A 12,141-nucleotide genomic window follows, 5' to 3' on the forward strand; every position below is an offset into this window, starting at 1 on the left:
AGTTCGGTTTGATCAAATACCGGGAATTTCGAGCTTCTCTTCGACAGCGATCTTCTTCAGCTTCGAGAGGGCTCGGGATTCGATCTGACGAATCCGTTCCTTGGTGACGCCGAACCGGTTACCGACCTGTTCCAGGGTTTCCGACTCCGTCCCCGGGTTCAAACCGAAGCGGTGCAGAATAATGTCCCGTTCTCGACGATCGAGTTGATCGAGGATGCTCATAATGGCAGAGTGCTGATGCTTCTGCGTGAGTTCCTGCTGGAACGGGTTATCCCGCGCGTCTGTCGACTGTGAGAACAGTTCGTCGTGTCCGGTTCGATAGCGATCGAGCTGTTTCATCTCGGTCGGAATCGAGCGGGCGTAGTTCTTCATGATCGCCCAGGTGGCGTATGTCGAGAACTTGTTCCCCTGCGAGTAGTCAAACTTCTCGATGGCACGGATCAACGACATGTTGCCGTCCGAGACCATTTCAAAGAAGTTCGTATTCGGCTTGAAGTGCCGTTTGGCGATCGACACGACCAGCCGCAGGTTACTGCGGATCAGGAAGTTCTTGACCGAAACCGATTCCCGGATCAGCTCTTCCGCTTCCTTCATCAGGCGAGCGGCAGGCTTGGCCGGATCGATCTTGTCACGCACCTTACCGGCTTTGAACTTCAGATAGTTCATCTTCCGGAAGTAGTAGGCTTCTTCTTCACGCGTCAACAGCGGCAGTTCGTACAGACTGGCCAGGTAAGCTGGCAGTCCCGGCGGCACCTTCTGACGCGATTCCGATTTCTCGACTTCCGGCGGAGGTCCCAGAATCGCTTTGTCAGCGCTTCTCACATGGAACTCTTCGCTATCGATGAAGTCCAGCGAAACGTCGAAGATCCGAGCAGCTCGCACCTCGTTAATAATACGGTGCACGCTGGAACGAGTTCGGCAGTATTGACGAGCCAGTTCTTCGATCGGGGTTCCCCGCTGATGCTTGTACCAGATCTCCCGCTTGGTCTCGTCGGTCATCGGACCACGAGCGTGCGGGAAAATGGCCGAGTTCGGATAGTCCCGGTCATGGTTCTTCAAGGTGTACCGGATCGTCTCGACCGAGCGCCCCATCTTGCGAGCCAGCCGATTGCTGATCTCCGACAGACAGGCCCCATGATCGGCGAGCTTGCGGGCCCGACGAATGATTTCGAGACGTTCCTGAGCGGTCAGCTGCGAGAAGCGTGAACTCCGTCGAATTTCGACTGCGTTTTGCTTCACGAAGCGATCAACGTTGGACTTCAGAAAGACCACCCGCTTCCGCGAGCCGACTTTGACCTTTCGGCCGACGAGTCCACGCTGACGCCAGCGATCAACGGTTTTCGTCGAAACGTGAAACCGCTCGCTCAGATCGTCCACGGTGAGAGTCGGTTCCGGCAGTTCTTCAACCGCCTGATCGACGCTCTCGGAGAGATCTTCCACGAACCGGCAGAGGTCATGCACGGCGTCTTTCCCGTCGATCCGGAGATCGGGGTACTGACTGGACGCATGATCCGTAATCTGCTCGTGCAGTTCGGGATATTCGTATTGTTGTTCAGGGTCCAATTGCGCCAACAGCTTTTCGGTCCGCTGGATCTGCTCCAGCCGAACCTTCTTCGGCGCATATCGAACCTGCTGATCTTTGAGCTGCCTGATGGCAGGATTTGCATAATTGGCCATTGCTATTCCCCATGAGAGATACCGTCTTCGTGACAGTTGCTCTTGAGAGAACTCCGGACGTCTTGCCCGGCTTCAACTGAAATTCCACTTTTCATCCACTTGCCCTTAATACGCAATTAAGACGACACCTGGTTGAAAAAAGTTCGCATACGAACCATTTTTTAGAGAATTATCTTCGAGTCAGTCAATCCGGCGGCCCTACCGGGATGTGTAAGTCCTTTTGTTTCAACAGCTTATCGAGTGAATCCAGTTTGTCGGGCTGGGACTCATTGAAACCTGCCTGCAGGTTCTGAACATCCGAGTCAATCCCCAACGGCAATTCTGCCACACGGTTCAGTCAAGTGACGGCCATGCGGTAAAAAACACGTTCAAGAGGAAATTGGGCTTTGCAAAAATTGCCAAACCTGATATTTCTGCCTCCTCTCAGCCAATCGCTTCGGTGTTCTGCCAGGAAGACAGGGACGCCGGAAATTATCGTAAGTTTTTGCTATCACTCGGGAAGGGAATCCCATGCAGGGTGCAGCCTGGAAGCTGACAGCACTGGCCACCAGTTTGACCATTGGTTTCTTTGGCCTGATGCAAGTTCAGCAACATTTGGACCAGACAGCGTCCAATTCGACCCCATCCAGCGAGGTCGATTCATCTTCGGATCCGACGGTCGAAGAGTCGGGACTCCTTACGGCAGAAGACTTTGCGGTCGCAGAGCTCGGCGAGCCGAGCCCTGATCCGTTTGGTTCTGCTCCTCCGTCAGAAATGTCCGGAACCACGGAGGCGGCTCCCTTTCGACGCACAGACGCCCCCCTTCAGGCCCAGTCGGAACCAACCCCGCAGAACAACACTACGCCCCCGGCAACGGATCCATTTGCTGGATTTTCAGCAAATCCGTCACAATCGACCGACCAGGATCCCTTTTCCGCGTTTCGCGCTCCCGCCGATCAGGTGCGAGAGGAAGTCACTCAGGCTGGAAGGAATCTGAACAATACCGTTCAGCAGACCATGCAGCAGGTCGATGAACGCGTCGCGGAGGCCGAGACCAAAGCCGATGCCTGGCAGAGCCAGATCGTTCAAACCGCCAATGAGGTTCGCGGCGAGCTGGAACAGAGCGAGCCGGGGCAGTTGATCAATGCTGTCGCCACGGCTGTTGAGGAAACCTCAAAGTCAACTCCTGAGATGCGGGTCACTCTCGCAGGACCCGGCGGCGGTAGCTCAGCCGCCCAGGAACTGATTCAGCTGGCCGGACGGACCAATGCCAAACCGGTAGCCCAGTTTAACTCCTCGAAAAACAGCAGGAATGGCGACACACCGCCCCCGTTCCTGCCGTTCGACGCGGAAAACGCCAAGCCAATCGATTCGCAGAACGAGCCGGTTGCAGACTCCGAACCGGTCACTGTTCCGGTCGCCGCCAGCGATGCTCCCGCGCCGCTGCCGCCTGCGGGTGAACAGAAAGATCCGTTCGCCGTGAACGAGCCTGCTCCTGCAAAATCGGCTTCACCGTTCGCATTTCCGCAAGCCGAGCAGATGCCGAAGATTACTCCGGGCGCTCAGTTCCCGGGTGCCGATTCGACTCAGGAATCCGCTCCCTCGATTTCGCCGGGTGATTCGATGCCGGAAATCACTCCCGCCCGCGTCGCTGATTCTGATGCTGCCGCGAACAAGTCGTTCCCGACAAAACCGGCTGCCAGCGCGCCGAAAGCTGATTCTGCTCCACCGGCGTCGTTCTTCCCCAGCGAGCCTGCGACCGAAACCAGTGCCGCCGGAGCCGATGATCCTTATCGCCTCGTGCCGCAGTTCAATCAGGAAATGCCGAGCACAAAGCCTGAAACCGACTCGTCTCCGTCTCCGTTTGCTTTGACGCCCCCGGACAGTCCTCAGACTCCGGCGGAACCAGAAGCCGATATGAAGCCGGAACCTGCGCCAGAACCGGAACCGAAAACCGAGCCTGTTCCGACGCCCGAACGTCCGTCCGGATTTCCGACGTTCGATCCCCAGGACGAACCGACCCCAGGCCCATCGCCGTTCGATGCCGCTCCGGAGATGAAACCCGCTCCGGCTCCGGAAATCCCGACTGAAAAAGCTCCTGAAACCAAGCCGGCGCCGAAGTTCGAACTGACTCCGCCCGAAGAGATGAATCCTGCTCCGGAACCGGCCACCCCCGCAGTGGAAATGCGGGCTGAGCCTCAGAAGCAGCCGTCTCCATTTGATGTTTCTCCCGCACCGAGCCCACAGCCAGGTGCCGGTTTCCCGACTGCGGACACCCCTGCGGAAAAGCCCGCTCCGGTTCCGATGAACAAGCCGGTTCCGGCTCCCGTCGAAATGAATAAGGCCCCGGCTCCGGCCAATATGGCCAGTGATACGGAGTTCCGGCAGTCCAAGCCCAACGATGAAGTTCTCATGGGCGGCGCCCGTCTCGACCAGAATGTTCCCGAACGAGTCCTGCAGCCCAAGGTGGAGTTGTTCAAGACCGCTCCAGATAATGCTGTCCTCGGTCAACCGCTGATCTACTCGATTGAAATTGAGAACACCGGCGAAGTCGGGGTGACCGACGTCGTTGTCGAGGACAAGTTCCCGGCTGGGACCAAGCTGACCGGAACAATTCCACGAGCCGAGCTCGTTGAAAAGACGCTCATCTGGCGATTTGAAGAACTCAAACCGTCCGAGCGGAAGAAGATCCTTGTCCGCGTTGTTCCAATCGAGCCCGGTAAGATCGGATCGGTTTCCACGGTCGCCTACAAGTCGTCGGTTTCCGCACAGACAATGGTGACAGCTCCGAAACTCGAAATCGACCTGACCGCGACGCCGGAAATTGCCCTCGATGAGACCGCTCAGGTTCACTTCGTGATCAAAAACACCGGACAGGGCGACGCTCACGACGTCATCCTCCGCAACTTGATTCCAGAAGGCCTGGAGCATCCGGCGGGTTCCGACCTCGAATATGAAGTCGGCATGCTCAAAGGGGGCGACGAGAAGGAAGTCACTCTGACCATGATCGGTCGCGGCGTCGGTGATTTTGAGAACGTCGCCACCGTGAAGTCTTCCAGTGGTGTCTCGGCTGAAGCCAGAGCCACGGTTCGGGTCATCGAATCGGTGATGAGCATCAGCCATCGCGGTCCGACGCGTCGCTTCGTTGGCCATGTTGCCGAGTACCAGACGACCGTTCGCAACAATTCGAGCCGCGTCCTGGAACAGGTCACCGTGGTGGCCCAGCTACCGGCCGGTTTCAAATTCCAGTCGTCCAGCGACAAAGGGATGTACAACGACCAGATGAAACTGGTCACCTGGGTTCTGCCCCAGCTGCAGCCTAATGAAGAGCAGGTGGTTTCCACGAAACTGCTCCCGGCCAATGTCGGCACTCACAGCATCCTGGCGACCGTCGAAGATGCCCGCGGGCATCGAGCCGAAGTCAGCACGGCTGTGAAAGTCGAAGGCTTCCCGTCTCTGGCGGTCCGCAGCCCGGACAATCGGGGGCCTGCTGCTCAGGGTGAGCGGGTTTCACTCCGTTTCAAGGTGACCAACCAGGGATCGGCTGAAGCCTCTCAGGTGATTGTTCGCTGTCACGTGCCGCCGCAGCTGGAGTACATCTCCGCCAACGGCCCGGTGACCGGCGTTCAGAAGGGCGACGTCATCGAATTTGAAGCGATGGAGAGCCTGAAGCCGAACGGCGAAGCGGAGTTTGATGTCGTCTTCAACGCCAGGGCGGCCGGCGACGGTCGTGTCGAGTTCGAGGTGATGGCCGACCAGATTTCGGCTCCCTTGAAACATCAGGAGCAGGTGATAGTCTACGGCGAATAAGACGGGGTTCACCCGGGTGGCACTGGTTAGTCCGTGCCACCCGGTCACAATCCCACTCGTACTGCAAAGCCAGTGCGACCCCGTTGCGATGCTCGTGCTCACGCCGATTGTTGACGAATCGCCTGCCGCGTCGAATCATAGACGGCAACGACTTCGTCCCGCTTTCGCCTCTTCCTGATTGAACGGCCCATGCCTGAACCTACGTCCGATCTGCTTGAAACCTTCGACAATCCGTACCCCGAGCGGGACTACGTGATCGAAACCGTCTGCCCGGAATTCACCTCGGTCTGCCCGAAAACCGGTCAGCCCGACTTCGGCACCCTGTATATCACCTACATTCCCGATCGACTCTGCTTCGAGCTGAAGTCGCTGAAGATGTACCTGCAGCAGTACCGGAATCACGGAGCCTTCTACGAGCAGGTGACCAACCAGATCCTCGACGACCTGGTCGCCGCGACGCAGCCCCGATCCATGGAACTGCGAGCCGAGTTCACGGCCCGCGGCGGAATCCGAACCAATGTCGTGGTCGTGTACCCGGACGACAGCTGGGGCGACGACGACTAAAATCGCTGTCGCAGCAGAATTGCGATGCGGATATGATCCGCGTGACCTGTGAACCGCCTCTGGTTCATCCTGCAAATTGGAAAACCACAGAGACACCGCGATTCCAGCCTACTGAGCCGGAAGACTCGCGGAGCGGGTCGAAACTTGATTTCGCGGGCGATCGCTGGTCGCCTGAGTCCACTGGAGTGAATGGAAGCTCTCTCGTGCGATATTTGCTCAATTGCGTCTATGTTCTGCTCGTTACCGCAGTCTCTCCGATGCTGCTTTATCGCAGATGGACCACCGGCCGTTATCGCGAAGGCTGGTCAGAAAAACTCTGGGGCCGCATCGAACCCCGTAACAGCGAAGCCCCCTGTGTCTGGCTGCACGCTGTGAGTGTCGGCGAAGTGCTGCAGCTCGAGTCGATTGTGAAAGGCTGGCGGGAACGCTTCCCCGACTGGGACATCGCCATCAGCACGACCACGCAAACCGGCATGCAGGTCGCGAAGAAAACTTATCCCGACGCGCACCTGTTCTACTGCCCACTCGATTTCAGCTGGGCCGTGCGGAATACGCTTAAACGACTCAAACCGAGCTGCGTGGTGCTGGTCGAACTGGAGCTCTGGCCGAACCTGATTCTGGAAGTGGATCGTGCCGGGATTCCTCTGCTGCTGATCAACGGGCGGCTCGGTGAGAAGAGCTATCGAGGGTACCGTCGCATTCGCCCGCTTGTTGCCTCACTCATGCGGCGGCTCGCTGTGGTCACCGCTCAGAACGAAGAATACGGCGAACGTTTCCATAAGCTCGGCGTCCCGAAGAATCGACTGCATGTTGCCGGGTCGATCAAGTTCGATCGGCTGTCGACCGACCGGAACAGTCCGGCCACCCGTCAGCTGCGGGAAAACTTCGGCATCAAGCCCGACGCTCCGATTCTCATGGCTGGCAGCACAGGCGAACCGGAAGAGAAGATCATTCTCTCCACCTGGATCTCGCTGCGGCAGCAGTTTCCACAGTTACAGCTGTTGATCGCCCCCCGGCATCAGGAGCGGTTCGAGGAAGTCGCCGAGCTGATTCAGCGGGCCGGGTTCCACGCCGTCCGCCGGTCCAAACTCGGCGAGAAACCACGCAAATCGATGAAACAGATCCCGCCGGTGTATTTGCTCGATACACTCGGCGAACTTTCCGCCTGCTGGGGACTGGCCGATATTGCCTTCGTGGGTGGCAGTCTGAACCAGCGGGGCGGACAGAACATGATGGAGCCGGCCGGCTACGGAGCCGCCCTGCTTTTTGGCCCGAATACCTGGAATTTTGCCGACGTGGTCGAGGATCTGAAACAGGCTCGGGCCTGCCGGATCGTCAGCAATCAGCACGAACTGATCACCCAGATCGGCGAACTGCTGCGGTCTCCACAGTCCGCCCAGCGACTGGGTCGAGCCGCCCAGAATTACGTGCTCAGCAAGCAGGGTGCAACCACGCTGACCCTCAACGAGATCGAAAAAACGCTGCACCTCACGCAGCCGGAGACGATTCGTCCCGCGGCGTGATCAGGATTGCGTCTCTCTACGGATTTGCCGCTGGACATGATCAGATCTCCCTCGTCTCCCTGCGAGCGCAGGCCGGGGTGCGAGAGGATGCGGAGGAAAAGCACGCCGGTTGGAGGCTTCTCGCGGAAGCGAACGCCGCCGGGATCCCGCCGGCAGATCGCTGTGGAATACGTGAAAACCGGCTCTGCTTCGCTTCCGGAACGTTTGTAACTTGCTTAGAATGCGCGGCTTAGAGTTTGCGCAAACACAGTGGTGAGGGAGAAGAATGTCGAGTTATATTTTCACCAGCGAAGCGGTGAGCATGGGCCATCCGGACAAGGTTTCGGATCAGGTTTCGGATGGAATCCTGGACGCGTTGCTGGCCCAGGACGCCCGGGCCCGCGTGGCCTGCGAGACGCTTTGCACGACCGATTATGTCTGTCTGGCCGGTGAAATCACCGCCAATGCCAAGGTCGATTACGAGCAGGTCGCCCGCGACGTCATTCGCGGCATCGGCTACACGAGCGACGACATCGGCTTCAACGCCGATAGCTGCAAGGTCGATGTCCTGCTGCACTCGCAGTCGGCCGACATCGCCATGGGTGTCGACCGCGACGGAGCCGGCGATCAGGGTCTGATGTTCGGCTATGCCTGCAACCAGACCGAAGAATACATGCCGGTCCCCATCGCTCTGTCGCATCGCGTTCTGAATCGCCTCACCGAAGCTCGTCAGAAGGGCGAAGTCGACTGGCTGCGTCCGGACAGCAAGAGCCAGGTCAGCGTTGAGTTCAACGGCTCCAAGCCGGTTCGCATCTCCGCTGTCGTCGTTTCGACTCAGCACGCTGCTTCGGTTTCCCAGAAGGAAATCACCGAGTTCACGGTCGATCAGATCGTCAAGGATGTGATCCCGGCTGAGTACCTCAACGACCAGACCAAGTACCACATCAACCCGACTGGCCAGTTCATCATCGGTGGTCCTCACGGCGACTGTGGTCTGACCGGACGGAAGATCATCGTCGACACCTACGGCGGCTGGGGCCGTCACGGGGGTGGTGCCTTCAGTGGAAAAGATCCAACAAAGGTCGACCGCTCTGCCGCTTACATGGCCCGTTACGTGGCCAAGAACGTGGTCGCAGCCGGTCTGGCCAGCGAATGTGAAGTCCAGCTCGCTTACGCCATCGGCGTGGCCGAGCCGGTCAGCGTGCACATCGATACGTTCGGCACCCACGAAGTCGACGAGTCCAAGATTGAACGGGCGATCCGCGAGATCTTCCCGCTCACTCCGAAGGGCATTATCGAAACGCTCGACCTGCGTCGTCCGATCTTCGGCAAGACCGCCTGGGGTGGTCACTTCGGCCGCAACGATCCGGACTTCACCTGGGAAGCCATCGATCGGGCATCGGCTCTGCGTCAGGCATGCGGCCTGAGCAGCGACGTGCCTCAGACGGAATTCGTCATCAGCTAATGGAACCCGGAAACGACTCGCGGAACGGATGCAGTTTCCGCGAGTCGATCTTCCGAACCTGATCAAACTGGTGGAACCGCAATCGGCGAGCGAAGGAGTGTCGCCATGTCGCTGGGTCAAACCTGTGAACGCTGGGCTCGCGAGACCGAACAGTCTCGGGATCTGCAGTACTGCTGGGCTTGTGGACTGACGTGGATCATCGTCGGCTTCGTGCTGCTGACCGCCCGCGCTCTTGGCAGCTTCATTCCCGATACCGACGCCATTCGCGCTGCCGGTTCGATTCTCGGTCTTTCCGGTCTCGGTCTGATGTCGTCCACGCATCTGCTGCGTTCCCGTCCGCTCACGCCTTCAGCCCGGTCTCAGGTTCTGCTGCTCGCCACTATCACGCTGGGTGGCATTCTGCTCAGCAGCCTGGCTCTGACACCTCTCCGCAGTTTCTGGTCTGTGTTTCTGCACGCCTTCGTGATGGCGGGAGTCACCGTGGTGCTCGCCAGTCGCGGCTTGAATCTCCTCGGCCTTGAAACAACATCAGCTGTTGAAGCGACGCCCAAAGAAGTGGAGTCTACTTCAGTGGACACTTCTCCTTCAGTAAAAGAGCCGGCGGTCCACTCCGGGGAAATCGTGCAGTGGCTGTCCCGCAGTCGTCAGACCGATGGTTCGGAAACCGTCGAAGGCATGCTTCGGCTGGAACTGGCCGCAGGGCAGAAGCAGGTTTCCGGGCACGTCGTTTTCACACCTTCTCTGGGTTCGGTTCCCGAAATTGAATGCGAGCCGATCGGAGCGTTGGAAATCGAAGCCGCCATCGGCGAAGTGTACCCGCATGGGTTTCGAGTCGATGTTCGACGCACGGATCGGTCCACTGCAGCGCTCAGTCTCGACATCGGCTTTCAGGCCCTGGCTGCGACTCAGGAACAGAACGCCGCCTGACGAATTCCCGAAAGTGCAGTCGTGGTGAAAGCAGGTCTCGCTCTCGGCGGAAATCTCGGCGACACCGTCGCCCTGCTGCAGACCGCATCCCGACTGCTGGATGAACATCCAGAGATTGGTGTCCTGAACGTCAGCCGGAATTACACAACCTCACCCGTTGGCGCAGCCGCGGGCAGCCGGTTCGTGAACTCCGCCATCCTCATCGAGACCTCGCTCGCAGCCGAGGCTCTGCTCGATGTCTGCCAGCGGATTGAGCACGAAGCCGGTCGGGTGCGTGAGATTCACTGGGGACCCAGAACGCTCGATATTGATCTCATCTTCTTCGGCTCGGAGATCCTCGAAACCGAACGGCTGATAATTCCGCACCCCGCCTGCTGGTATCGCCGCTTTGTCCTCGATCCCCTGTGTGATGTGGCGGCGGGTCTACGCCATCCCGTCCTGAATCAGACGTTCGCCCAGCTGCGAGACCGGCTCCGTCGCCGTCCTCTTACGGTGAGCCTCGGTCAGCTTTCCCATGCACGCCAGCAACAGCTTCATCCGCTGCTGGCTGAGTACGATGTGATTGAAGTCGCCGGTGAAGACCTCGCTGCGACCCTGATCCTCATCGACCGCCCGCTTACGTCCCGCTCCCGGCAGCAGTTCGGAGAACTCTACGAACAGGATCTGCCGGGATCGTTCGACGCACATCTCAAAGACGTTCTGAACGCCGCCCTCGACGAGCCCAGGCCGTACGCGGATTCATAGAGCATTTCCAAAATTCGACTGCAGGCATTTGCTGGAGCAAACTCAGCATGGCAGGGGATAGGCGCCCATGCGATCCCTCGTCGAATCGTCCGTGACCGCCCGGGCAGCACTTATGGTCCGCTGCGAACCGCGGTGTCTTCAATGCGATACAGATGCGTCGCCGTCCGGAGATAGAGTGTATCCTCGACTACGGAAGGGGAGGCTTTGATCAGACCGTCGAGTCGGTTGACCTGCAGCAGTTCCATGTCGCTGTCCGGAGCGAGCACGGAGATCTTGCCCTCTTCGCTGCAAAAGTAGAGCCGCCCGTTCGCGTAGATGGGCGAGGCGGAGTACTTGCCGATCAGTCGTCGTTTTCCCAGCACCTTTCCGGTGGTGCAGTCGAGACAGGCGACCAGCCCCGCTTCATTAATGCTGAACAGTTTGTCGTCGACGACGATCGGAGAAGGAACCGTGCTCACGCTCCGCGTGTAGGTCCATTTCACGTGAGACTCAGTGACATTTCCGGAGCCGCCCGGTTCGACCGCCAGCAGTTCGGTTTCAAAGAAACCGGTGCAGAGGAAGACCAGGGAGTCTGTGGTGACCGGAGCGGGCACGTTCGAGAAGCCGACATAGCGCACGTGCCACAACTCTTTGCCAGTCGCCGGCTCGTAAGCGTGCGCCTGGTCGGGGCCCGGGCTGATAAGCAGGTCGCGGCCGCCGTGATTCCAGATCAGCGGTGTTGCAAACGCACGATGCGTAATCGAGTTGTCCCGCAACGGAGCGGTCCGAGTCGTCTTCCAGACTTCCTCCCCAGACTGCTTGTCGAGTGCCACGACGAACTGAACATTGGCACCGTCGCAGGTGAGGATCAACAGATTCTCGTAGGGCACCGGAGAACTGCCCGGTCCTCCCTGGTGATCAATCTCGAAGGAATCGTTCTTCCAGAGGATCTTCCCGGTCCGGTAATCGATGGCCGCCGTGCCGAAGGTGCCGAAGTGGCAATAGACACCGTGCTCGTCGATCACCGGCGTGGGGGACGCGTAGCTGTTGTCGTCGTGAATCTTTTCAGGTTGTTCGACCTGAAAGAGCTCGATCTCGTGCCGGATCGAACCCGTTTCAGGATCGAGCCCAACGGCATAGAGACGAAGCAGCGGTTTCGGCTCGTCTTCGAGAACGGCAGTGGTCAACCAGAGTTGATCGTCTCGAGCGACAGCCGACGACCAGCCTTCGCCGCGAATTGCCTGTTTCCAGCGGAGATTGGTCTCTTCATCAAACTTCAGCGGGAGCGACGATTCGGTCGCATGTCCCTGTCCCCCCGGGCCGCGAAACTGCGGCCAGCTGTCGGCGGCAACAGCGGAAAGACCGACCGAGAGAACGAGCAGGAAAATCGAGTTCCGCAGCAGGCGTTGCATGTGTGCTCCTCACGAATGAAAGAACCGCGGCACCACCGCGGTTCTGGAGGAATCACTGTAGCACGTGCCTGCTGGCCATGCC

Annotated in this window: 8 protein-coding genes; 6 read left to right on the top strand and 2 right to left on the bottom strand. The window is 58.9% G+C overall.

Translation table 11 applies throughout. The features are described 5' to 3' along the window. Window positions 1–12: 12 nt before the first annotated feature. Window positions 13–1,677 carry a sigma-70 family RNA polymerase sigma factor gene (locus L1A08_RS04685; RefSeq protein WP_238754751.1) on the bottom strand — a complete coding sequence of 555 codons (1,665 nt, stop codon included), beginning with the start codon at window positions 1,675–1,677 and terminating at the stop codon, window positions 13–15. 996 nt (window positions 1,678–2,673) lie between these two features. Between L1A08_RS04685 and L1A08_RS04690 the strand changes: the two genes are divergently transcribed. The 6 genes from L1A08_RS04690 (at window position 2,674) to folK (ending at window position 10,668) form a co-directional block, all read left to right on the top strand. After that, complete coding sequence (locus tag L1A08_RS04690) at window positions 2,674–5,466, top strand: hypothetical protein (RefSeq protein ID WP_238754753.1); 2,793 nt, start codon at window positions 2,674–2,676, stop codon at window positions 5,464–5,466. 189 nt (window positions 5,467–5,655) lie between these two features. After that, a complete protein-coding gene (queF, locus tag L1A08_RS04695; RefSeq protein WP_238754756.1) occupies window positions 5,656–6,030 on the top strand; it encodes a preQ(1) synthase in 375 nt (124 codons plus the stop codon). A 203-nt stretch (window positions 6,031–6,233) separates the two neighbouring features. Beyond that, window positions 6,234–7,553 carry a 3-deoxy-D-manno-octulosonic acid transferase gene (locus tag L1A08_RS04700; RefSeq protein ID WP_238754758.1) on the top strand — a complete coding sequence of 440 codons (1,320 nt, stop codon included), beginning with the start codon at window positions 6,234–6,236 and terminating at the stop codon, window positions 7,551–7,553. A 265-nt stretch (window positions 7,554–7,818) separates the two neighbouring features. Beyond that, a complete protein-coding gene (metK, locus tag L1A08_RS04705) occupies window positions 7,819–8,997 on the top strand; it encodes a methionine adenosyltransferase (RefSeq protein ID WP_238754760.1) in 1,179 nt (392 codons plus the stop codon). Between the two features lie 105 nt (window positions 8,998–9,102). Beyond that, window positions 9,103–9,924, top strand: a complete 822-nt coding sequence (locus L1A08_RS04710; RefSeq protein WP_238754762.1) for a hypothetical protein — start codon at window positions 9,103–9,105, stop codon at window positions 9,922–9,924. Window positions 9,925–9,948: 24 nt separating this feature from the next. After that, complete coding sequence (gene folK / locus L1A08_RS04715) at window positions 9,949–10,668, top strand: 2-amino-4-hydroxy-6-hydroxymethyldihydropteridine diphosphokinase (protein ID WP_238754764.1); 720 nt, start codon at window positions 9,949–9,951, stop codon at window positions 10,666–10,668. A 110-nt stretch (window positions 10,669–10,778) separates the two neighbouring features. Here the strand turns inward: folK and L1A08_RS04720 are convergent, their stop codons facing one another. Next, window positions 10,779–12,059, bottom strand: coding sequence for an outer membrane protein assembly factor BamB family protein (locus L1A08_RS04720; protein ID WP_238754773.1), 1,281 nt, complete (start codon window positions 12,057–12,059; stop codon window positions 10,779–10,781). Window positions 12,060–12,141 lie beyond the last annotated feature (82 nt).

It is taken from the genome of Rubinisphaera margarita (assembly GCF_022267515.1).
GTDB classification, from domain to species: domain Bacteria; phylum Planctomycetota; class Planctomycetia; order Planctomycetales; family Planctomycetaceae; genus Rubinisphaera; species Rubinisphaera margarita.

Excerpts from the sequence above, each read along its gene's own strand:
- metK (WP_238754760.1), top strand. The coding sequence starts at position 7,819 with ATGTCGAGTTATATTTTCACCAGCGAAGCGGTGAGCATGGGCCATCCG.
- L1A08_RS04685 (WP_238754751.1), bottom strand. The coding sequence starts at position 1,677 with ATGGCCAATTATGCAAATCCTGCCATCAGGCAGCTCAAAGATCAGCAG.
- L1A08_RS04710 (WP_238754762.1), top strand. The coding sequence starts at position 9,103 with ATGTCGCTGGGTCAAACCTGTGAACGCTGGGCTCGCGAGACCGAACAG.
- queF (WP_238754756.1), top strand. The coding sequence starts at position 5,656 with ATGCCTGAACCTACGTCCGATCTGCTTGAAACCTTCGACAATCCGTAC.
- L1A08_RS04690 (WP_238754753.1), top strand. The coding sequence starts at position 2,674 with ATGCAGCAGGTCGATGAACGCGTCGCGGAGGCCGAGACCAAAGCCGAT.
- L1A08_RS04720 (WP_238754773.1), bottom strand. The coding sequence starts at position 12,059 with ATGCAACGCCTGCTGCGGAACTCGATTTTCCTGCTCGTTCTCTCGGTC.